We start from the raw sequence: 23,946 nt of genomic DNA, 5'->3' as shown, positions 1-23,946 counted from the left end.
CATGAAGTTATTACAAGACAAGGAAATTCTGGTACATTAGCCGCTTAGATAACGGCTTTATTTTTGTTCAATGAATTGAGCACTAATTTCAAAATGGGTAGCCAAACGGGTATTCAAAACAGCACTATTGAAAAAAACATTAAATATCAAGAGGTTTAGCTAAAAATGCTTCTAATGATCGACAATTACGACTCTTTTACCTACAACATCGTCCAATATTTTGGCGAGTTGAATCAGGAAGTAAAAGTAGTTCGCAATGATCAAGTCACATTAGAGGATATTGAACGATGGCAACCTAAATATCTGGTTATTGGTCCTGGTCCTTGTTCTCCAAGCGAAGCTGGTATTTCAATTCCTGCAATTAATCACTTTGCCGGAAAAATACCTTTGCTTGGCGTGTGTTTAGGGCATCAAAGTATTGGGCAAGCTTTTGGCGGAAACATTGTAAGAGCCAAAACGGTGATGCACGGACGTTTATCTGATATGTACCACAGTAATAAAGGTATTTTCAGTAATCTTCCTAGCCCATTCTCTGCAACTCGTTATCACTCTTTGGTGATTGATCAGCAAACACTGCCTGATTGCCTTGAAGTAACGTGTTGGACCAACGAAGCAGATGGCTCAATGGAAGAAATCATGGGTGTTAAACATAAGACATTGCCTGTTGAAGGCGTGCAGTTCCATCCAGAATCAATTTTGAGTCAACATGGCCATCAAATCTTTAAAAACTTTTTAGATATTTATGCATAAGGCAGCCGTAAATAGATTGTTTTAAAAGTAATTTGATAAGAATCCTTAATAAAAAAAGCCAACTACGATCAGTTGGCTTTTTTCATGTTTGAATCAATTATAACTTTAACTGTTGCACAATTGATCCATCTTGTTTTACCACCAAAGATTCGCAGAGTTGAATTCGCTCTTTGGTCTGTTTCAATCCTCTTTCCACCCCAACCAATTCTTTAGTTCGTGGTGCAAAAAAGTCATTTAACTGGACTGCCTGTTGTTGGGTACATGCGGCCCCACTAAACATTGCAGGAAAACGCCCAGCCGAAGATTTACCTAAACGATCAAACACGGCGTCATGATTTACTTTAAACCAAGACCATAAGCCACCTTGCTCATCTCCATAATTATTGATTGAGTTGACCACGGTACGAACTTCACCAACTTTAACACGTGGGTTTAAAATCAACTGTCGTGCTTGTTGGCGTGTTGCTTCTTGATTTGCTGAACCTAGAGCCGTAAGAATTGCAAGACGTTGTGTCGGTTGAGTCACGCGTTGTAACTCTCCAGATAAACGATCAAAAGCAGGTTGGTCTTTTTCTTGTACACGTACAGCTAAAATAGTTGGCAATAATTCAGGGGTTACTTCAGCAAAGTTAAGCTGCTTTTGAGCAAAGAGTGCATCTGACTGTTTTAACAGTTGGGTACGAACTTCAGGAACTTGAATATCTAAAGCAAGAAATCTAACTAACTCACTACGCCATAAACTGTCTTCAGCTGATTCACCTGTTTTGCTGACATAACCCAACTGATTTAATTTAGGTAAATATAAATTTGCCAAAACTTTTCTAAAATGTTCACGTTCAGCTTCTGTTTTCAATACATGACGTTGAATGGTACTTAACTGGGAAAACAGCGCTGTACTAATTTGTCGACTATTTGAATTGGCGAATTTCTTCGCAGCATCTACGACAGCCAACAAATTAATATCACCGTGGTTAAATGCAGCTGAAATTGCATAGGCATAAGCTAACTGTTCAGTGTTAGAAAGCTTTTCTGTAGCTGCAGTCAGACGAGTAAATTCTTTTTGTGGCAAACTAAATTGGTAGTATCCTGCCGCATCTGCATTTGGTATATACCAACTGCCAAGGCTGGCACCTTTGAGTTCAATTTTGGCTTCTGCCTGATCTACCAATTCACATTGCACTTTACTACCTGCATTTGGAACTTCATAACGCACACATAATGGTACACCCCACAGGCTTCTTGCATCACCTTTTGAACCCACAGGTAAGTAACGGCTTTGCTTCACATTTAAAAAGACTTTATTGCCTTCTTGCTGTAATGCGGTATTAATTAAAGGCACACCAGGTTGATCAAGAAAATTTTTCATCGCTCTAGTAAAGCGCTCACCTTGTCCAGACTGCTCTGCTAAAGCGCTAATTAAATCATTGGCTGTCGCATTACCATATTGGTGCTTATTAATATAATTGCGCACCCCTTGTTTGAATTTTTCTTCACCTAAATAGTTTTCAAACATATTTAAAATAGCTGCACCTTTTTGGTAAGTAATACCATCAAAAGCAGTTTGAATATCGGCATTACTTAAAATAGGCTGGCGAATACGGCGCACACTCACTAAGCTGTCACTTTTCATCGCATCTGCGGTGTCTGTAATACGTTCTAGGTCAGCATTAAATTCGGGATGTAATTTTTGAGTAATTTTACTTTGCATCCATGTGGCAAAAGATTCATTGAGCCACAAGTCATCCCACCACGGCATCGTGACGACATCACCGAACCATTGATGCGCCAACTCATGTGCATTGACATTAAATGAATTCTGTACAAAAGAAACTGGCGAGTCCTTATCTAACAACATTAGATAATCTCTAAAAGTAATTAACCCCGGGTTCTCCATAGCCCCAGCAGCAAAGTCTGGTGCTGCAAGTAAATCTAGCTTGTCAAATGGATAACCAAAGGCAAAATAATCTTCTAAAGTTTTTAAAATGGCTGGCGTTTCAGATAAGGCATGCTGCATTTTTTCAGCTTTAGCATCGGGTGCAATACCACGTAACTGGATCGGCTGCTTACGCCATGAAGTTGCTCCAATATCAGGTCCTTTTTGTAATTGCCACGGCCCGACAGCCAATGCAAGTAAATAAGTTGGCAATGGTTTAGTTTGTGCAAAACTGAGTGTTTTCCAACCCGACTTCTCTGCTTGCTCAGATGTTTGCTGGGTATTGGCAAAACCTGAATATTTGTTTGGAATCGTCAAACGAATATTAAACGGCGTTTTAAAACGTGGCTCATCAAATGACGGAAATGACTGGCGTGCACTAATTGCTTCCATTTGAGTCATCACATAAGGTTTACCCTCAAACTCGATTTTATAAATACCATCGAGCTGCTGGTCATACGCTGCATTAAAATCTAGAACGAGTTGATACTGTCCTGCGGGCAAGGTTTTGGCAAGTTTAATTTTACTCACCCCATCTACTTCAGAGGCTTGCTCATATTTTGCCTTGGTTTTAATACCCTGTGCCGATGTAATATTCACATCTTTAACCGTTAAAGATTTACCATGAATCCAGATGTGATCTGTGGCTTGAGCCAGTTTTAAATGAATAATGGTTTTACCGGTATAGCCTTTTTGTGCGGGATCAATCTTAAAATCTAAATCATAAGATTCGGGTATAACCCACTCGGGTAATTTACCAATCGGGATTTGTTCAATGTTATTCGATGCAAAAATCTGTGTTGCCGATAAAGATAATAATGTTGTAAGTAGCAATCTTTTTCTAAATGAAAGCTTGACCAGCATAAGGGGTTTTATCCTCTGTTGTTTTAAATAAAAAGATGCAGCAAATGCTGTACCACTTCGCTGCATGCCCACATCATTCTTAGAATTTATAGTTAAATTCCAACCAACCTTGACGGCCGAATGGTGAATATGATCCTACCGGATAATATGGCCAACCGCCCGTGTCATCTCGTTTCACTTTGTCAAACAGGTTATTAATAATGATTGAAGCAGAAGCTTTTGGAGAGATTTGATAAGTACCACTCCAGTTCACCAAATACGTTGGGCTTAGGTAAGCAGTTTGGTCGCCGTTTGGAATTTTGCCATAACGATTAACTAATACTGTTGATGCCCAATCTCCAAAACTCCAGCTGAGACTGGTATTAAAACGGTCATGCCAATCAGGAATGGTTAAATCTTTTAGGTAGTCATCTTTCTCGCCATCTTTTGATTGTTGATATTCATGTTCTAGTACACGGCTATAATTTACCGTCCAGAGAAAGTTACCAAAGCTGTCTGTTTTCCAGCGCCATCTGCTAGTGAAGTCAATCCCGCGAGTATGGTCTGATGCAGCATTAATCGGAACAATATTAATATTCTTAATCACATTTGGATCGACAACTGCATTTGCAGGGTTACGCTCTACACGTGCCAATGCATCAATACAGGCCGCAGAGTTAATATCTTGGTTGCCTAAACGACAATCTGCTTCTAAACGTAGAATTTTGTCCGCACTTAAGTTGGTCACAAGATTATCAATTTTGATATCCCAGTAATCGATGCTGATATCAAATTTATTGGTTGGTGACCAAACAAAACCTGCACCATAAGATTTACCCTCTTCAGGTTTCAGCTCTTTGTTTCCAGTTAAAGTATAGTTCGCCCCAGGCGAGTAATCTTTAAAGGTACATTTATCTAAAGGTTGTCCCGTTTGGCTACAACGTAAATAATCGGTGGTACTCGGAAAATAACCTTTTTGTTTATTTAAAAACAGATAGTTCATATCTGGTGCACGAAAGCTGGTCGCGTAGTTACCACGCACCAATAAAGTCGGATGCGGTCTAAACTCCAGACCTGAACCGAAAGTTAGCTTATCAATGCTGTTATCTGACAAAGCATAACGGTCATAACGTCCAGACAGCGTTAAATTTAATGGTTTCGCTAAAGGCAAGAATAATTCTGCACCAAGTGCTTGGCGTGTACGTGTGCCACTATATTCGCCACTAGAACTCGCATTATAAAACTCACCATTTTCAAGTGCCTGATCCGGCTTAATAGAAAAACCTTGACGTCCGATTTCAGCCACAGCCGCAAGTTTGGCAGTTCCTGCAGGTAACTTAAATACGTCACCATTCGCGCTTAAGGTCAAACTTTGTGCCCATGACTTATCTTTTTCTTTTGTTGTGCCCGAAATACTCTCAAATTCGTTTGCTGTCAGTGGTCGACTTAAACGATCTAAATGAGGTGAATAAATAGGAATACCATCTGCATCTGTACCAAGTTGCTGACCTAAGAAATATTCATCAACATTCGAACGTAATAAGCCTTGGCGGCGTAGCTGACTGGTATAGATGGAACCATTATAAGCTGCTTCATAACTCCAGCTCGTCTCTCCAATATCGCCTCGAATTCCAAAATTTAAGTTCGAAGAAAGTTCTTTCCATTTTTTATTTACTCGTTCTACCCCGCCTAATTCTTCAGGTGCAAAACGGCGATTCCAAATTTCATAATTTCCCGAATCTTGATTTAGGAAATAACCACTCGTTGCAGCTAAAGAAGTCCATGTTGGACCACGGGTATTATTTTCAATTTGGTTAGCACCAATTAAAAAATCTGCAAATAATTGAGTTTTATCATTTAACTCATAGTCTAAACCGAGATAACCATTTTGACTGCGATTTTGAGTTTGAATAGTCCAATAAGTCGGTCGTGCCAAACCACTTGCACAATTGTCTGCGCCAGCTTGTCCTATATTATTGACTGATCCGTTAAATAAACCATTAAAGGCCCGACACCCACCAATTGAAAGATATTTACCAGTATCGGCATTTTTACGACCTACAACCGTATCTGGTTTTTCTCCTAAACGAGTTCGGCTCTTCATAAAATCTCGATCGGCTGCCCATATCGGTTCACGGCCACTGAGTTCAATCCCATAAACAAGGTTGAGCTTGTCTAAAGTTTTACTACCGCTCAGTTGTAAACGTAAGTTTTCCCCGCCTTCTTTTGTTCCGCCTGCCTTAATATTAAATTGAGTACCGTCTGTTTTCTTTTTCAGAATGATATTCACGACACCTGCGATTGCATCTGAACCATAAATTGCAGAGGCACCACCGTTTAATATTTCAATACGGTCAATAATGGCAGTGGGAATATTGGCTAAATTCACGAAATTGACAGAGCCATCGTACGGTACAGGATAATCCGCAACCCGATGTCCATTAATCAAAGTTAAAGTATGATTCGGTCCTAACCCTCGTAAACTAATAGCATTAGCCGCAGGTGTAAAAGTATTTCCATAATCGGCACCTTGTACAAAACCCGTGTTCTGCGTCAGGTTATTAAGCGCATCAAATGCATTACTAAAACCTTGTTTTTCAATATCGGCTGCGGTAATGACCGTCACACTGGTCGGGCCATCTTTTTGTGCTTTTGAAATCCGAGACCCTGTCACAGCAACACGGACTACTTTATCTGTTTTAGTTTGTTTTTGTGGTTGCTCTACAGCTTCTTGCGCATAGCTTTCTAGTGGATGAAATAGTGCAACAAATACAAAAATAAATGAGCACTTATTTTTAAAAGCTCCTAGATATTTCAAGTTATTTAAATACATATTTATTAATAGATAAAATAAAGATCGCCCTACTATATCTACTTTTATTTGGTTGATTTATACGCATTTTTCCTAGGTATATTTGCGTTTAAGATATACCAAATGGTTAATTATTTATCATAAAAACTCACAACAAACTAAAATCTTTTTCAATGAATAAATTCTGTTTATTAATCAAACTAAAGTAATAAACCAGCAAAATTTTTAAAACTATGATCGAACAACAAAAATCTTTGATTATTTTCTGCTAACATAGCTCCTCGTAGCTAGTGAAACATGGAACGCAACAAGCTGAACATCCCACTCTTGATCAACTTCACCTAAAAATTTTAATCATTAATGCTGTAAATCATGACTATGAATATCCAACAGGCGCTCAACCACATTACCAAGAACATTCATTTGACTCAGCCTCAAATGGAAGAAATTATGCGCAGCATCATGCAAGGTGAGGCAACCGAAGCACAAATTGGTGCTTTGATGATGGGCCTACGCATGAAAGGTGAAAGCATTGACGAAATGACAGCTGCTGCACGTGTCATGCGTGAATTTGCGATCAAGATCGATGTTAGCGATATCAAACATTTAGTTGATATTGTGGGTACTGGTGGTGATGGTCAAAATTTATTTAACGTCTCTACAGCGTCAAGCTTTGTGATTGCAGCAGCAGGCGCAACTATTGCAAAACATGGTAACCGTGGCGTTTCAAGTAAATCAGGTTCATCAGACCTACTTGAACAAGCAGGTATTCATCTTGATTTAGATATGCAACAAACCGAACGCTGCATCCGTGAAATGGGTGTAGGTTTCTTGTTTGCTCCAAACCATCATAAAGCCATGAAATACGCTGCTGGTCCACGTCGTGAGCTTGGGATTCGCAGTATTTTCAATTTACTCGGCCCACTGACCAATCCAGCTGGTGTAAAACGCTTTGTAATTGGTGTGTTCTCAGATGAACTTTGCCGCCCAATTGCCGAAGTGATGAAACAACTTGGTGCTGAACACGTGATGGTTGTTCATTCAAGAGATGGGCTCGATGAAATCAGTCTTGCTGCTCCTACTGCTGTTGCAGAGCTCAAAGACGGCGAAATCACGGAATGGACACTTACCCCTGAAGATGTCGGAATTGAATCACAAACTTTAAATGGTTTCGTTGTTGCAGATGCAACAGCAAGTCTAAAGTTAATTAAAGATGCTTTAAGCAAAAATAAATCCGATATTGGTGAAAAAGCAGCAAACATGATTGCGCTTAATGCAGGCGCAGGCATCTATGTGGCGGGCATTACCAAAACTTATGCTCAGGCTGTTACATTCGCTCAAGATATTATCTATGGCGGACAGGCTTTAGAAAAAATGAGTGTTTTGGCTGAATTTACCAAAACATTAAAGCAATCTCAGGCAGATTAAGGATTTCTCATGATTAATATTCAAAATACCATTTTAGGTAAAATTGTTGACCGTAAACATGAGGAACTTGCTGCGCGTTTAAAACAACGTAATTTGCAAGATGTGGAAGAATTAGCAAAAGCCGCGACGCCAGTTCGAGGCTTTGCCAACGCTTTACTACATAAACGTCCGGGCGTGATTGCTGAAATTAAAAAAGCATCTCCATCAAAAGGAATCATTCGCGCAGACTTTAATCCTGCCGAAATTGCTCAGCAATATGAACAAGCTGGAGCTGCGTGTTTATCGGTATTGACCGATGTTGATTTCTTTCAGGGTGCAGATGAGAATATTGCGATTGCTCGCAATCATTGTGCCCTGCCTGCTTTACGTAAAGACTTTTTGGTCGACCCGTACAATGTAGTTGAAGCACGTGCTTTGCATGCTGACTGTATTTTATTAATTGTTGCTTGTTTGTCTGACCAGCAACTCGAAGAAATGTCAAAAACTGCGTTTGAACATCAACTTGATGTATTAGTTGAAGTTCATGACGAAGAAGAAATGGAACGCGCTTTAAAGCTTTCTGAGCAATGTTTATTAGGCGTGAATAACCGTAATTTAAAAACGTTTGATGTAGATTTAAATACATCCATTCGATTGAAAAAATTACTTCCGGCCTCACGTTTATTAATTACTGAAAGCGGTATTGCGACACCAGATGATGTGCGTATGATGCAAGAGCATGATATTCACAGCTTCTTGGTGGGCGAAAGTTTTATGAAACAACCACGTCCAGATCAAGCTTTTACTGCCCTTTTTGGACAACCCCAAACGGTTTAATGAAGATATATGAGTAATAAAGATTCATCGCTTTCTAAAGAGCAACAGAAGTTATTGAAGCAATTTAAAAAGCAAATCTCCAATCCTCATTCAAGCAAAATCGCAAGTCAGCCTGAGTCTAAAAAATCTCAGGCTGAGTCTGAAGAATTGGAAGATACCCATCTGTTTCAACAGGCTGTTGCAGGTGTTAAACGCATCAACAATAGCAATGTTGCCGATGTAAAAACACCTCGTGCCAGAAAAGTTGATGCACAAACGCTAGCGAAACGGGCAGCCGCCGAAGGTGGCCGTGATACCGAACATGCCGAGTTATCAGATACGCAAGCTGCTTTAAATCCGGTCGCAAGCCAAGCAACGTTAAGCTATCGCATTGCTACCCTCCAGCATAAGGTTTTTGAAGACTTGAAAGCTGGAAAAATGCGTTGGTTTGAAGCTGTAGATTTACACGGCTGCACCATTGAGCAAGCACGTGACGCAGTGTTACAAATTATCCAGATGGCAAAAGATGAAAATCAAAATGTCATTAAAATTGTGCATGGTAAAGGCCCAGAAGCGGTCTTAAAAACCTACGTCAACGGATGGTTACGTCAACACCGCGATGTTTTGGCCTTTGTAAGTGCGCCAGAAAATCAAGGTGGCACAGGTGCTGTTCTCGTGCTGCTTAAACGTGCAGAGAAAAATCCAAAGTTCGAACAAAAAAAATGATCCTTTGGGATCATTTTTTTACATCAAACACCTGCAATAATTGAGCAACCACTGCAACGGCAATCATTGCAGGTTGTTTCGATGAAATCCCTTCTATCCCGATCGGGCAAACCAAACGTTGTAATGTTTCCTGAGTATAACCACGTACTTGCATACGTTTCTCAAAAATAGCCCTTTTACTTTTTGAGCCAATCATCCCAACATAAGCAAATGGTTTTGCCGTAGGTTTTAAGGCTGTAAAACACAATTGCAAATCTAATTGATGATCATGAGTTAAAATTAAAATTGCACCTGAACGGTCAAAATGCTCGATCTCAGCTTCTAAGGTATCAGTCGTTAAACATTGCACCTGTTCCACTAAATCGGATGGGAAAATATCATCACGCGGATCAATCCATTTCACCCTCATACCAATAGGTAATAAACAGCGAACGATTGCTTCACCCACATGTCCTGCTCCACAAATCAGCACTTGCATAGCATAAGGTTGAATCTGCTGGTCAAATTGCCATTGCTCACTGCTGGCAGGCTGAAACTCGAATCTTGGTTGCTGTTCAATATCCATAGTCTGCCAAGTGGATGCATGTTGATGTGAGACTGTACGCAATATGCGCTGCCCGGCTCGCCATGCTTGCAAACAATGGGATAAATCCGATGCGATCTCAGCGGGTGATATTTTTTCAAATAACAACCACATCACTCCACCACAACACTGCCCCAACCGTGCACTGAGGTTAAAGCGTTCAATACGTCTCATGCAAGCTTCAGTTTCGCTTAACATTGCTTTAGCAATATCAATCGCTTGAAACTCTAAATGCCCACCACCGATCGTATCTGATTGCTGCCATTGCTGTTGCAAATTAAAGCGCAATAACATTGTTGCACCGACTTCTCTTGGTGTTGAACCATCGGCGCGTACCACTGTGACCAATAGCATAGGCAGAGCATCCACTTGCCACGCCACAAAATCAGTCCACCATTGTAAATGTTGCATCATCTTCTACATTTTAGCTTGTGGGCGGTCAGCCAAAGCTTGTCCTCGTCCAATCGCAATTGCGCGTAAAATTTCTTCGGCAGTTGCTGGAGCATTGAGTACGAGCGGTGCATTTTCTGGAATAGCCGCCTGTACCGCCTGACGAATTGCCGAGAAAACTGATAATGCCAACATAAATGGAGGTTCACCTACTGCTTTAGAGCGGTAGATGGTGTCTGCCTGATTTTGATTATTAAACAGTTTGACATTAAAAATATGAGGAATATCCACACTGGTCGGGATTTTGTAAGTTGAAGGTGCATGGGTAAACAAACGGCCTGCGTGTGGCCCCTGCGGCTGCCAATACAACTCTTCTGTCGTGAGCCACCCCATCCCTTGCACAAACCCACCTTCAATTTGCCCTATATCAATTGCAGGATTAATTGACCGCCCGACGTCATGCAAAATGTCGGCACGTAATACTTTCATTTCCCCAGTTAAAGTATCTATTGCGACCTCACTGACTGCTGCACCATAGGCATAATAGAAAAACGGACGCCCTAAATGGTTGACCTGATCATAGTGAATTTCTGGTGTTTTATAAAAACCACTGTCCCATAATTGTATACGCGCCATGTATGCCCGTTGAACTAAGTCAGGAAATGCCCATGAATAGCCATTCGCTGTTGAGACCATACTATCTTCAAATTGGACTTGATGAGCCGCACTATCACTTATTTCTGCGGCAAGTTTTGCCAGACGCTCACGAATTTTAATACAGGCATTTTGAACAGCTTTACCGTTTAGATCTGCGCCACTCGATGCTGCTGTTGCCGAAGTATTTGGCACACGAGAAGTATCGGTTGCGATTAAACGAACGCTATCGATTGGTAAACCCAACTCATGCGCAGCAACCTGACGTACTTTGGTATATAACCCCTGTCCCATTTCTGTACCGCCATGCGTAATCGCGACAGTCCCATCCATGTAGACATAGACCAGTGCACCCGCCTGATTGTAATGCACTGCATTAAACGAAATACCGAACATTAATGGGGTTAACGCGATACCACGCTTAATGATGTCATTATTCTGATTAAAAGCATGGATACTCTGTTTACGTTTCGCATAATCGCTACTTTGCAATAGTTCGGCTACCAATTTTGGCGCAACATTATCACGGATCTCTGCCCCATAGTGCATACGGTCACGTCCTGCACCGGGCTGCTCGGCAAAGAAATTACGCTGACGAATTTCAACAGGGTCACAACCTAAATAACGAGCAATGTCATCAATAATATTTTCGATGACAAACATGCCTTGCGGTCCACCAAAACCACGATATGCAGTATTGGAAACAGTATTGGTTTTACAACGTAAGTTACGTAGCTCAACTGCATTTAAATAATAGGCGTTGCCAATATGGCAAATCGCACGTTCATTTACTGGCCCAGAAAGATCAGCCGAAAAACCACAGTTTGAAGCCAGTTGCACCTTTAAGCCTTGCAAAATACCGTTGTCATCAAAGACTACAGACCACTCATAAGCAAAACCATGACGTTTGCCTGTAGCACTCATGTCATCATCACGATCTAAGCGTAATTTACACGGACGGCCTGTTTTTTGTGCTGCCAAAGATGCAATGCATGCCCACTGTGCCGACTGTGACTCTTTACCGCCAAAACCTCCACCCATACGCCGACTTTCCACACTCACCTGATGCATATTCATGCCTAATGCATGACAAATCAGCAGCTGCATTTCTGTTGGATGTTGTGTCGAGCAATAGACTTTTAAGCTCTGATTTTCTTGTGGAATCGCATAGGAAATTTGCCCTTCCAAATAAAAATGCTCTTGCCCACCCAGTTCAATAGCACCTGAAAGTTGATGGGCTGCGTTTTGAAATGCCTGCTCAACTTCACCATGGCTAAATTCAACAGGCGGTAATACCCACGATTCTTTTTTAATTGCATCTTGAATCGTTAAAATTGGAGTTTCGGGCACATACTCAATTTTTGCCAAACGAACTGCTCGACGGGCTTGCTGATAACTCTCGGCAACAACTACAAACAAAGCTTGTCCATAAAATTCGACCTGCTCTTCGGCAAAAATTGGGTCATCTTTTACAATTGGTCCCCAATTATTTTCAACCTCAATATCTTTTGCCGAAAATACTGCATGGACACCATCAGCCTGACGTACCGCATCCAAATCAAACTTACTGATTTTACCTTTGGCACAACTTGAAAACCCAACCGCCAGATGCATCGTATTTTCAAGCTCGGGTAAATCATCGATATAAGTTGCCTGCCCAGTCACATGTAAATGTGCACTTTCATGTGGAATCGAGTCGCCTGCTTTAGCGTATTTTTTAGAAACACTTAAGTCAATGTTTTGATTCATATTAGATCTCCACCACAGCAATCAAGTCATTCACACGAGTGATCGCTTGAGACAGGATTTTTTCTACATAAAAACGCTGTAAACAGTTTTTGGCAACGTGTAAACGATATGCCGAGCTAGCACGTCCATCATCTAAAGGCTGATAGTCTTGCGACAATGTCTCTTGAGCCTGAACCATCAATTCTGCTGTAAGTTGCTGACCTTCTAAGATGGCTTCTGCATATTTTGCACGTTTGGGAGTAGCCGCCATACCACCAAAAGCAATTCTCACTTTGTGAGCGACATAATGAGTATCTAACTCGCATGAAATGGCCGCACATACCGCAGAAATATCTTGCTCAAAACGTTTGGCAATTTTATAGCTGGCAAATTTAAAACGCGTCTGCTCCTCACGAAGCGAAATAATAATTGCCTCAACAAACTCACCAAGCTGTAATGCTGTTTTTTGATAATCTAGATAAAAGTCTTCCAAGGCGATTTCACGGGTTTGTTCACCTACACGCAAAATCAATCGTGTACCTAGCGTAATTAATGCCGGCATTGAGTCACCAATAGGCGAACCATTGGCAATATTTCCACCTAGGGTTCCTGCATTTTTAATAGGCATGGAAGCAAAACGGCGCTGTAATTCTTGTAAGTCAGGATAAAAATCTGAAATTTTGATGAGTGCATCATTCAAACTTACATTTGCCCCAATCTTTAAAGCATGATCTGTGACTACAATTTTTTTGAGTTCTTCCACTTGACCAATATAAAGCATATCGCCTAAATCACGGCCCTGCTTTGTTACCCACAAACCGACATCTGTGCTACCAGCAACAATACGCGCTTGAGGTAACTGCAAACGTAATGCGGCAAAATCCTGCAAACTCTTTGGTGCAAAGAATTGCTGACCATAATTATTCAAATGTAATGCAGGTAATGCTTTGATCTCTTTTAATACATCAATTACTTTTTGACGTTGTAATAAAACACGCGGATAGTCATATGCTTTTTGTGCTGCATCTAAAATAGGGCGATAGCCTGTACAGCGGCATAAGTTTCCAGAAATATAATCACTGATTTTATCTTTGCTCGGAGAATGCTGTTCATTTTCATACATTGACCATAGCGACATAATAAAACCGGGTGTACAAAAACCGCATTGTGAACCATGCATATCGACCATTGCCTGTTGTACAGGATGAAGTGTGCCATCTTGGGCAGGCAATAAGTGATGAAGATCTTCCACTGTAAATAGTGCTTTACCATCTAAAGTCGGTAAAAACTGAATACACGCATTCACATTGCGCAATTGTAGGTTGTCATTGACCAACTCACCAATCACTACTGTACATGCACCACAATCGCCCTCAGCACATCCCTCTTTTGTACCAGTCTGCCTAGTCTTACCAGTTTGAGTATATTCTCGCAGAAATTGCAAAACCGTCATTGTAGGTACTACATTTTCTATTTGCTGCTGACCACCACGGAAAAAAAAGGTGATTGGACGTTCTGACATGTTTTATCCTTATGCTCTATAACACTGCATCTCTGCAAATATGATGCCACTAGGCGACCATTTAGAACTTACCTATATTAAATGCACATTTCATGTTCAAACACTTGACTATTAACGATAAAAAACATGAATTTTATTCATCTTTTATCAAGCATGCGCAAATCCAAAATAAATATAGTGCGAGGATTTATGAACATCAGGTCATGTTTCTGATACAATGCCGAGCTTGTCTAATAGAGTAAACTTATACGTCTTATGTCAATGCAGCAATCGTACGCAAATATCCTGACTGCCGTCGGTGAAGATCTTGATCGTCCCGGCCTTAAAGATACGCCTGTGCGTGCGGCTAAAGCTTTTTCATATTTAACTTCTGGCTATAGTAAAACTTTAGAAGAAGTCACCAATAACGCTGTTTTCCCATCAGATAACCATGAAATGGTATTGGTGAAGAATATTGAATTCTATTCGCTTTGCGAACATCATCTCCTCCCGTTCTATGGTCGTGTCCATGTTGCCTATCTACCGGAAGGCAAAGTTCTCGGCTTATCAAAATTTGCACGTATTACCGAAATGTTTGCACGTCGTTTGCAAATTCAGGAAAACTTGACCAAACAAATCGCAGAAGCTGTCGCAGAAGTGACTGAGGCTCGCGGTGTTGCTGTAGTCATCGATTCAGCACATATGTGTATGATGATGCGTGGTGTAGGTAAACAAGAATCAACCACACGTACTGTTTCATTTATTGGAGATTTTAAAACCGATAAAGAAGCACGTCGTGAGTTCTTAAGTGCCGTACCTGAAAGTTACTAATTTTTATTTAGTAAACTAATTAAAGCCCGACGAAGTTGGGCTTTTTTTACATCTAAACGCTTCGCGAACTCCATAAAACATAACAATTAAATTATGTGATTTTTGTTATAAAACTACATGACTTCACTTTAAAATTTTTGATGAGTTAATCATGCGATTCCAAAAAATTTCTTGCTTACTTTTATCCCCTCTTTTTATTTTTAGCACCTCAATTTATGCAGGTAATACACTAAAAGAACAAGAAATTAAAAAACTGGTAGATCAAAACTTTAAACCGTTATTAGAAAAATATAATGTGCCCGGTATGGCGGTTGGCATCGTCCAGAATAATAAAAAGTATGAAATCTATTATGGTCTACAATCCGTTCAAGATAAAAAAGCTGTAAATAGCAGCACCATTTTTGAGCTAGGTTCAGTCAGTAAATTATTTACTGCGACAGCGGGTGGATATGCCAAAACAAAAGGAACTCTCTCTTTTGAAGACACGCCCGGAAAATATTGGAAAGAACTAAAAAACACACCGATTGATCAAGTTAACTTACTTCAACTTGCGACATATACCAGCGGCAACCTTGCTTTGCAATTTCCAGATGAAGTACAAACAGACCAACAAGTTTTAACTTTTTTCAAAGACTGGAAACCTAAAAATTCAATCGGTAAATACAGACAATATTCAAACCCAAGTATTGGTTTATTTGGAAAAGTTGTGGCTTTGTCTATGAATCAATCTTTCGACCAAGTCTTAGAAAAAACAATTTTTCCAGATCTTGGTTTAAAACATAGTTATGTCAATGTGCCTAAACTTCAAATGCAAAACTATGCATTTGGCTATAACCAAGAAAATCAGCCCATTCGAGTTAACCCCGGCCCACTCGATGCACCAGCATACGGCGTCAAATCGACATTACCAGACATGCTGAGTTTTATTAATGCCAACCTCAACCCGCAGAAATATCCAGCAGATATTCAACGTACAATTAATGAAACACATCAAGGTTTCTATCAAGTCGGCACAATGTATCAAGCACTTGGCTGGGAAGAATTTTCTTATCCAGCGCCTTTACAAACTTTATTAGACAGTAATTCAGAACAAATCGTGATGAAACCTAATAAAGTGACTGCTATTTCAAAAGAACCTTCAGTTAAAATGTTCCACAAAACTGGCTCAACCAACGGTTTTGGAACATATGTCGTGTTCATTCCAAAAGAAAATATTGGTTTAGTCATGTTAACTAATAAACGTATTCCCAATGAAGAGCGTATTAAAGCCGCTTATGCTGTGTTAAATGCGATTAAGAAATAATCGTCTTTTCTAAAACAAAAAAGAGAAATGAGATTATTCATTTCTCTTTTTTTATGCACTTATTCTTTAAAAGAACCAAACATATCCTAAGCTTGATTTCATCCAGTCTTGATGATTTTGTTGTTCATAATCCCAGTTTAATCGAACAACATTATTGCGATTAATCACATATTGCCACTGCGTATTGACTCTCAAATTCCATTCATTTTGGTCTTCCCAATAGGGCAATTCGATTTGCACGACAGAGTTGAAGCGCTCAAACCATTGGTTCATACAGCCTAAAGTTGGGCCTACGCCTACACGCCATCCTTTATCTAGATTTGAACCTGTTTGTACGTAGCTTTGCAGTTGCCCATAGCAAATATGCTTGCGCTCATAGTCTGCAAGACTATAACCGACCTGTGCATTAAAGCTCGCAACGCCGTGTTGTTTATCTTCACTAAAGCTTCCGTCATGAATGGCTTCCTGACGCCAACCTAAGTTAAATCCCCAACTCAGCGGTGTTTTAAAAGGTTGAATCGGGTTATAAGAATTTACTTCGAGCAAATCAAGACGTTCTAGTTTTAAATGATCATTACGCCACTGGGCATTACCATTTAAAAAGAGTAATTGAGTACCTGCACGATATCCGCCTTGAGGGTCTATTAAGTCATGATAGACTTGTCGATGACTAAGTTCGATAAAATTATCACCTTGCACCTCACCGGCTTTCACTGAAAGATTACGAGCATTATGACCTTGAGTTGGTTCCTTTGCTGGTCTTTTAGGTTCTTGACGTTGCTTATCTAAATCAATCTGACTTCTTAGCGCTAAAAGCTGACGTAACTGCGGTTGAGCAACACTTTCTTCTATTTTTCGGCTAATAAATTGGAGATATAAATCATCGTAAGCCATCTCGAGGATTTTAGCCTGATCCTGTTCACTAAATGATTTTAAAATCTGAGAAGACTGCTGTGTAGGCAGCATCGTAATTTGATGAGCCACCTTTGCCAAAGAGGCACCATGCTGATGAGCTTGGGCTAGTAGCTGAGTTTCTAAAGCAGGTCGGTAGACAGGAGCTTTGGTCAGTCCCTGCTGCTGCATCGATTTAATGGTTTCCATTGGAATGGAGGCATAAGTAAATTTTTCTTGTAAGTTAGATTCAGGTTTTACTAAATCGACTAACCCTAAAAGCCTATAGGCGCAGTTATCACTCACAAAATAATAAGGGAAGCTCACATGTTGCATTTCCCAAATATGACTTACTAAAAACCGAGTTTCTTCAGGTGATAGATTTAACTCATATTCCCATAAATCACGGCTTTCAAAATCGCCGTACTCTTTTACTTTACGGTAATAAGGCATGAGTGAATATTCGCCTGGATATTGGCCTGTTAAACCTTTCCATGCGTATGACCAGTTGTCGTTGCCTGCCACAGTTGCTGCATAATTTACAGCATAGGAAACTAAATTTAATTGTTGCTGATCTTTAGGGTCTAAACGCAATAACGTATGGCCAAACATGGAGCTCGGATTGCCCATAAAATCGGTCGCATAAATTAATGTCGCTTTGTAGGGCTTAATCTGCCCAATCCAATTTTCAAATTCGGTACACTTGACTTGAGGTAATTCATTTTCTTGAATACCTACTTTTTGTATGAGCCATTGGCTACGTGCCGGGAACTTACAACGAATCGACTGATTATCTTGAGCAGGCATAAGTAATGCCGAGATGTCAGTTTTCAGTTCTTCTTTTAAATTATTTTTTCCATTTTTTGATAGGAAATAGCCAGAATAAGTGACCTCACTCTTCTGGTTTTTATTGGCATACATGAGCCTTTGCCATGTAATGTCTTGATCTAGATTTTGTTGTTCTGCGATTGACCAATATTTTTGAATAGATGGATTTATATCTGCTGAATACGCAATATTCACTGCCAAAGAGGCAAAAACTAAAACAACTGACTTCATTAAGCTCATCAATTTTTATCATTAAATATAAGAAAAACCCTGCCATAAGACAGGGTTTTCAGTTTCAAACTTATACGTAAGCTTTTAAAACGTCGTCTTTAGCCATTACAGTTTGTAATGATGCTAAAACTTGAAGCGTATTTTGGTTGTTTGCAGAATAGATTTCACCAAAGTTTGCTTTTGAAACTTTGAAGAAACGGTCTTTATCTTGAGGTTTAATTTGCATTAATTCAGCAAGTACGTTCAGGCTCTCACCTTGGCCTACTGCCATATCACGTGCTAGAGCTTCAGCATTTTCATTTGTGAATGTAACCACTTGCGCAGTTACTGTTCCACCTTGACGGCAGCCTAAAGTACCAAAAGTGATCCCTAGTAATTGGTTAGTAAAAATACCGTTTGTTGTCGCAGCAAGAATTTTAGGCGCTACTCCTTTTTTGCCAGCCCAGACTTGTGTACCCACACCACAACCTACATCGTTGTCAGCCATTGCAACACTTGAACCAGCCGCTAATAAAGCAGCTAAAGCTAATTTTTTTAACATAGATGTATAACTCCAAAATCATTATTGATTGTTTCTTATGTGTTGTATTGTTATGTGTAATTTTTATTACACGATATTAAAGATAACGAGAAGGCTGTGAATTAGCAATTAAAAAATAAACAATATGATAAAAAGTGCAAAAGAAAAATTTATCTTAAATTCCAATTACCTTGATTATCTCGATGACCTAATATTTTAAGTACCAATACTAAACTCAAGAGTAATAATAAATACCATGAACCAAGTTTACCCCAGCCCACCATATGCCAAGCATCTACCTGACTTGGATAGAGCCAGATTTTATAAAAAGTACTAATATTTTCAGCAATCCAGATGAGAAAAGCGAGGGTAAACAACACAGGTAACATCGGGATTTTAAATCTATGTTCATTTAACTGAAAATAAAGCTTAGTCTTCCAAAAAATAAACATACTGATCGCAAATAAAATATAGCGAATATCAGGTACAAAAAATTTACTCATAAAGTTTATATATGAGAAAAATGCCAATAAAAGCATACTTCCAAAACTAGGAAGCTTTTCAAAAGAAACATGAAACAGCCGAATTGAACGTGCAAAAAAACTACCTACAGCCGAATACATAAAGCCTGCAAATAGAGGTACAGTTAAGATTTTAAATACGGCGGGCTGAGGATATTGCCATGACGCAATCGCAGGATGCGTTAAAAAGATTTCCATGACCATCGCCATGACGTGAAATAAAGCAATAACTTTGGCTTCTGCCCATGATTCAAGCTTTAAATATAAAAGACAAATTTGAATCAGCACTGCATAGATGAGTAAATAATCATAGCGATAGAAACCCATATATTCATGGCTTCCCATCGGTGCCGTGAAAGCAAAAGCAATTAAAAGCAGAATACCAAACAAGGCTGCCGAAACAGCCTTGCCGATAAAATGAATGGGTAAAGTCAGATGGCGCACAAAAAACTATCCTAGATATTTAGCACTATACTCATGCACTGTATCTACAAAGATTCTTGGCTGTGCAGGGTCTACCCACTGGGTAATCCCGTGGCCTAAGTTAGCAACGTAACCTGTTTTTTCGCCATTTGCGTAGGCATCGTCTAACATCGCTTTCACTGCTTTTTCAATTGAAGCAGCCGAGCCATATAAAACAGCAGGATCAAGATTACCCTGTAACGCTACGCGTCCAGAGACAACATTACGAGCTGTATTAAGCGGAGTGGTCCAGTCCAAACCTAATGCATCTGCACCAGTGGTAATCATTGGCTCTAGCCATTGACCACCACCTTTGGTGAACACAATAACAGGAATACGTCGGCCATCTTTCTCACGCTGTAAACCAGCAATGATTTTATTCATGTAGTTTAAAGAGAATTCGACGTATTCGCGGTGTGCTAATGCCCCACCCCAACTATCAAAGATCTGGATGGCCTGAGCACCTGCATCAATTTGAGCATTTAAATAATCAATGACTGAATCTGCTAAATGATCAAGTAAAGCATGCAAAACTTCTGGCTGCGCATACATCATTTGCTTGGTAAAACGGAATTCTTTACTTGAACCACCTTCAACCATATAAGTTGCAAGTGTCCAAGGGCTACCCGAAAAACCAATCAGTGGAACTTGACCGCCTAAAGCTGAGCGAATTGTGCTTACCGCATTCATCACATAATCAAGATCTGATTTTGCATTTAACTTAGGTAAATTCGCGACATCTTGTTCAGTACGAACAGTCTTTTGAAACTTAGGACCTTCTCCAGTTTCAAAATAAAGCCCTAAACCTAATGCATCAGGAATGGTTAAAATATCTGAGAATAAAATCGCTGCATCTAATTCATAGCGGCGTAAAGGCTGCAAAGTCACTTCACAAGCAAATTCTGTATTTTTACATAGAGATAGAAAGTCGCCTGCTTTTGAACGTGTTTCACGATATTCAGGCAAATAACGTCCTGCTTGACGCATCATCCATACCGGTGTGGTATCTACAGGTTCGCGTAACAAAGCTCGTAGGAAACGATCATTTTTCAAAGTCGTCATTACCAATCTCTATATTCTTTATGTGGCTGCATCATATCAAAAACATAGAGATTTTTATAATTTCAATTTCACACAAAAAGCTTGTCAAACTACTAAAAAATGCATATTTACACAAAAGTCTACTGCAAGCTGCAGGGTTTTCTGCAATACTTGCAACATGTTACATTGGGTTTATTGATATTCTTTTAATCACTAAATTGCCAATCTTGGGCTCATAGAGATGAGTTATTGGTAGTTTTATGCACTTTGAGATCAAATCAATCTTCCTATTGCTTATATGAAAATTCTTAAGGTTGAATTACATGTTTGTTCGCTCATTACTCGCTATGAGTTTAAGTTGTATTATTGCTAATGTTGCTTTTGCTGCTTCAACAACTGAGCAACCCCTGACCCCTAAAAAGGTATCAGCTCCTGTAGAAGATCCGATTGATCCTTTAGCAGTAGAAGCAGCTTCTAATGTACAAGCTCAAGCTCCGACACAAATTACCGCTCAAGAACAAAATGACTTAAATCGAGCGTCAACAACATTACAAAATTTACAGAAAACTGAAGACCCAAATGCTGAATCAGGCATCGCGGCGTCGACTCCAGCTGTTGCTAAAACCACTGCTACGTCTACGACTCCTGCGACAACCGCTGCATCATGGACTTTAGATAGCTTAAACTCGGCAGAATGGTCTGAAAATAATGGTAAAGGCCAACTTCCAGTTTACGCACGCGCACACGTTATGCTGAATAATGCACATGCATCACCAGGTGCGATTGATGGCATGAGCGGTAAAAACACATTAAAAGCAATTTCTTCATTCCAACAAATGAATGGTTTGTCACCTACTGGTGAACTCACTAAAGAAACTTGGGATGCGTTAATTGCTAAACAAACCAAGCCAGCATTTATTGAATACACCATTACTGATGCTGATTTAAAAGGCCCATACGCACAATCAATCCCTTCTGACTATGCGTTACAGGCTAAAATGAAAGGTTTGTACTACACACGTGTTAGCGAAATGTTGGGCGAGAAGTTTCACATTGATGAAGCTTTCTTAAAGAAAATTAACCCAACTGCGACATTCAAGAAAGCGGGCGAAAAAATCATTGTTCCAAACGTACGCAATGATTTACCAGAAGATATTCATTTGATTATTGCGCATAAAGGTGCAAAACAACTGTATCTGTTCAATAGCCGCAACCAAATGATTGCGTCATTTCCTGCAACAATTGGCAGTACTGATACGCCTTCTCCGACCGGTACTTACAAGGTAGTTGGTGTAGCTCGTAACCCTTGGTATAGCTACTCACCTTCAAACTTTATTCAAGGTAAAAACTTAAAACCTCTTTCTTTACCACCGGGTCCAAATGCTCCTGTAGGTAATATCTGGATTGGTTTAAGTAAAAAATCTTTCGGTATTCACGGAACTCCAAATCCATCTTTAATTTCTAAAACAGCATCACACGGTTGTATTCGTTTAACCAACTGGGATGCAAATGATTTAGGAAGTAAAGTACGTTCTGGCGTAACTGTTAAATTCTTAGAATAATCCTCTTAAATAAAAGAGCCTGCTTTATGCAGGCTTTTTTATTTAATTTTTAATATATCTCAGTGGATATTTAGTTATTGTTTTGACTATAAAAATAAAATCAGCCTAGGTTTACTCATTACACAGCAATTTTTGTATTTAGAATATTCAGCATGGTTTGCATTTTGGCTTCTGTTTCTAACCATTCAGCTTCAGCATCTGATCCTTCGACAATTCCAGCACCAGCATATAAGCGCATTTTATTTTCACTGAGTAGACCACATCGAATCGTCACTACCCATTCTCCATTACCCTCGGCGTCCATCCAACCTACTAAACCCGTGTAATAATGTCGGTCATAACCTTCATGATCTAAAATAAACTGCTTAGCAACATTGGTTGGTGAGCCACAGACTGCTGGTGTTGGATGTAATTCTAATGCGAGGTTTAATGCATTCGGTGCCTGTTGTTTGAGCACACCTTGGAATTCTGATGATAAATGCAACATTGTTGATGTTTCTAAAATATCTGGAAATTCAGAAACCTTGAGCTCTACACAATGAGTGGCTAAATTTCTAATAATATTTTCAACCACAATTCGATGTTCATGTTGGTCTTTCTCCGAATGATTTAATTCTTGTTGACTGACGAAATTTATTTCAGAAATCTGAGATTTGGGTCTAGAACCGGCCAAAGGATTACTGGTTACAATACGGCCTTCTTTTGATAAAAGCAGTTCTGGGCTTGCGCCTAGAATATAATTATTATGTTCTACTGGAATCACAAAATTATAAGCATTTGGATTTTGTTTTAATAAAGCAGCCAATAAATTTTCTGGCTCTTGATGACGGTTAAACTCATATTCAACAGCCTGAGAAAGAACGACTTTTTCTACCTTCTTTTTTTCAAAAGCATCTAATGCTAACTGCACTGTACCTTCAAATTTTTGGCGTTGAATAAGTAATGATTTATTAATTACCTCAACATTATTACGATTTTTTAATGAGTTAATCGTAGAAGATGCTTGTGTTATTTTTTTATGATCAGCATAAAAATTTAAGCTACTTTTCTTTGTAATATCAAAAGGTATAGCACCAATTAAAACTGGATTTTGATGTCCTTGCTTTTTAATTTCTTCAAAACATTTTGAAATCTCTTCATTAAATAGTGCCGTATTTGCTGCAGGTGTATTTACCGTTTTAACGAATTCGTTCACTTCGAGATAATAATTCTTCGTAGAAAAACATGAAAATTTCTTTTGACCGATATGATCTAAATTTTGCTCTACTGATATTTGAGTCTGCATCATCTGTATATCACCTCTCACATTGATTTTTTTCAAGCAAATTCTGTAGTACTTCTTTTTAAATATAGGAGTATAAAAATACTGAAACACACCTTAATGCAAATGATTATTATTATCAATAAAAATTTATTTTTCAATGCAAGAAATTGTAATTATCTCGTTATTTGTATAAAAAAATTGAACTTTAACTTCTAGATTTATCTCGATTAAACTTTCTTGTCTAAGGTGAAAATAAATAAACTCGCCATCTAGCTGTTTAAATTTTATACTTTTAAAATCAATAATTTGCTTATATTTCAAATAAATTGCTTTAATGATACTTTCTTTA

17 protein-coding genes and 1 pseudogene are annotated in these 23,946 nt (G+C 39.2%); 7 read left to right on the top strand and 11 right to left on the bottom strand.

The features are described from left to right. The first annotated feature begins 165 nt into the window (after positions 1 to 165). Complete coding sequence (locus AWW73_RS13185; RefSeq protein WP_039250772.1) at positions 166 to 750, top strand: anthranilate synthase component II; 585 nt, start codon at positions 166 to 168, stop codon at positions 748 to 750. Positions 751 to 847: 97 nt separating this feature from the next. Here AWW73_RS13185 and AWW73_RS13180 read toward each other — a convergent pair whose 3' ends face one another. Further along, positions 848 to 3,619 (bottom strand): M1 family metallopeptidase, encoded by a 2,772-nt coding sequence (locus AWW73_RS13180; protein ID WP_081409626.1) that lies wholly within the window; start codon positions 3,617 to 3,619, stop codon positions 848 to 850. 7 nt (positions 3,620 to 3,626) lie between these two features. Then, positions 3,627 to 6,359 (bottom strand): TonB-dependent receptor plug domain-containing protein, encoded by a 2,733-nt coding sequence (locus AWW73_RS13175; RefSeq protein WP_062849874.1) that lies wholly within the window; start codon positions 6,357 to 6,359, stop codon positions 3,627 to 3,629. Between the two features lie 357 nt (positions 6,360 to 6,716). Here AWW73_RS13175 and trpD point away from each other — a divergent pair, with 357 nt between their 5' ends. From trpD to AWW73_RS13160, 3 genes are read left to right on the top strand one after another with little or no spacing between them, the layout of a single operon-like run. Then, the gene (gene trpD, locus AWW73_RS13170) at positions 6,717 to 7,766 is read left to right on the top strand and encodes an anthranilate phosphoribosyltransferase (protein WP_081409631.1); all 1,050 of its coding nucleotides are present in this window, start codon (positions 6,717 to 6,719) and stop codon (positions 7,764 to 7,766) included. A gap of 9 nt (positions 7,767 to 7,775) precedes the next feature. Beyond that, the gene (trpC, locus tag AWW73_RS13165) at positions 7,776 to 8,582 is read left to right on the top strand and encodes an indole-3-glycerol phosphate synthase TrpC (RefSeq protein ID WP_062849872.1); all 807 of its coding nucleotides are present in this window, start codon (positions 7,776 to 7,778) and stop codon (positions 8,580 to 8,582) included. A gap of 9 nt (positions 8,583 to 8,591) precedes the next feature. Then, positions 8,592 to 9,287 (top strand): Smr/MutS family protein, encoded by a 696-nt coding sequence (locus AWW73_RS13160; RefSeq protein ID WP_061875710.1) that lies wholly within the window; start codon positions 8,592 to 8,594, stop codon positions 9,285 to 9,287. 10 nt (positions 9,288 to 9,297) lie between these two features. Here the strand turns inward: AWW73_RS13160 and xdhC are convergent, their stop codons facing one another. From xdhC to xdhA, 3 genes are read right to left on the bottom strand one after another with little or no spacing between them, the layout of a single operon-like run. Beyond that, a complete protein-coding gene (gene xdhC / locus AWW73_RS13155; RefSeq protein WP_062849871.1) occupies positions 9,298 to 10,281 on the bottom strand; it encodes a xanthine dehydrogenase accessory protein XdhC in 984 nt (327 codons plus the stop codon). A gap of 6 nt (positions 10,282 to 10,287) precedes the next feature. Continuing rightward, the gene (gene xdhB, locus AWW73_RS13150; protein WP_062849870.1) at positions 10,288 to 12,663 is read right to left on the bottom strand and encodes a xanthine dehydrogenase molybdopterin binding subunit; all 2,376 of its coding nucleotides are present in this window, start codon (positions 12,661 to 12,663) and stop codon (positions 10,288 to 10,290) included. Between the two features lies 1 nt (position 12,664). Then, positions 12,665 to 14,164, bottom strand: coding sequence for a xanthine dehydrogenase small subunit (gene xdhA, locus AWW73_RS13145; RefSeq protein WP_062849869.1), 1,500 nt, complete (start codon positions 14,162 to 14,164; stop codon positions 12,665 to 12,667). Between the two features lie 261 nt (positions 14,165 to 14,425). Between xdhA and folE the strand changes: the two genes are divergently transcribed. Beyond that, positions 14,426 to 14,974, top strand: coding sequence for a GTP cyclohydrolase I FolE (folE, locus tag AWW73_RS13140; RefSeq protein ID WP_171068079.1), 549 nt, complete (start codon positions 14,426 to 14,428; stop codon positions 14,972 to 14,974). A 151-nt stretch (positions 14,975 to 15,125) separates the two neighbouring features. Continuing rightward, positions 15,126 to 16,277, top strand: a complete 1,152-nt coding sequence (gene blaADC / locus AWW73_RS13135) for an ADC family extended-spectrum class C beta-lactamase (RefSeq protein ID WP_061875706.1) — start codon at positions 15,126 to 15,128, stop codon at positions 16,275 to 16,277. Between the two features lie 66 nt (positions 16,278 to 16,343). On the opposite strand, the gene AWW73_RS13130 is transcribed toward blaADC, so the two are convergent. The 4 genes from AWW73_RS13130 to hemE form a co-directional block, all read right to left on the bottom strand. Continuing rightward, positions 16,344 to 18,227, bottom strand: coding sequence for an Lnb N-terminal periplasmic domain-containing protein (locus AWW73_RS13130; protein WP_478209473.1), 1,884 nt, complete (start codon positions 18,225 to 18,227; stop codon positions 16,344 to 16,346). Positions 18,228 to 18,297: 70 nt separating this feature from the next. Next, on the bottom strand, positions 18,298 to 18,768 hold the full coding sequence (locus AWW73_RS13125) for a DUF3015 family protein (protein ID WP_003650547.1): 471 nt from the start codon (positions 18,766 to 18,768) through the stop codon (positions 18,298 to 18,300). Between the two features lie 149 nt (positions 18,769 to 18,917). After that, positions 18,918 to 19,712 carry a DUF817 family protein gene (locus tag AWW73_RS13120; protein WP_062849867.1) on the bottom strand — a complete coding sequence of 265 codons (795 nt, stop codon included), beginning with the start codon at positions 19,710 to 19,712 and terminating at the stop codon, positions 18,918 to 18,920. A 6-nt stretch (positions 19,713 to 19,718) separates the two neighbouring features. Next, positions 19,719 to 20,792 carry a uroporphyrinogen decarboxylase gene (gene hemE, locus AWW73_RS13115; protein WP_062849866.1) on the bottom strand — a complete coding sequence of 358 codons (1,074 nt, stop codon included), beginning with the start codon at positions 20,790 to 20,792 and terminating at the stop codon, positions 19,719 to 19,721. 302 nt (positions 20,793 to 21,094) lie between these two features. Here hemE and AWW73_RS13110 point away from each other — a divergent pair, with 302 nt between their 5' ends. Continuing rightward, positions 21,095 to 22,333 carry a L,D-transpeptidase family protein gene (locus AWW73_RS13110; RefSeq protein ID WP_062849865.1) on the top strand — a complete coding sequence of 413 codons (1,239 nt, stop codon included), beginning with the start codon at positions 21,095 to 21,097 and terminating at the stop codon, positions 22,331 to 22,333. Between the two features lie 118 nt (positions 22,334 to 22,451). Here AWW73_RS13110 and basJ read toward each other — a convergent pair whose 3' ends face one another. Then, positions 22,452 to 23,621 carry an acinetobactin biosynthesis isochorismate synthase BasJ gene (basJ, locus tag AWW73_RS13105; protein ID WP_062849864.1) on the bottom strand — a complete coding sequence of 390 codons (1,170 nt, stop codon included), beginning with the start codon at positions 23,619 to 23,621 and terminating at the stop codon, positions 22,452 to 22,454. Positions 23,622 to 23,744: 123 nt separating this feature from the next. After that, positions 23,745 to 23,946: pseudogene (locus tag AWW73_RS13100) on the bottom strand (phosphopantetheinyl transferase); the annotation flags it as partial.

Source organism: Acinetobacter lactucae, from assembly GCF_001605885.1.
GTDB classification, from domain to species: Bacteria; Pseudomonadota; Gammaproteobacteria; order Pseudomonadales; family Moraxellaceae; genus Acinetobacter; species Acinetobacter lactucae.
This window is presented reverse-complemented; position numbering and strand designations above follow the sequence as displayed.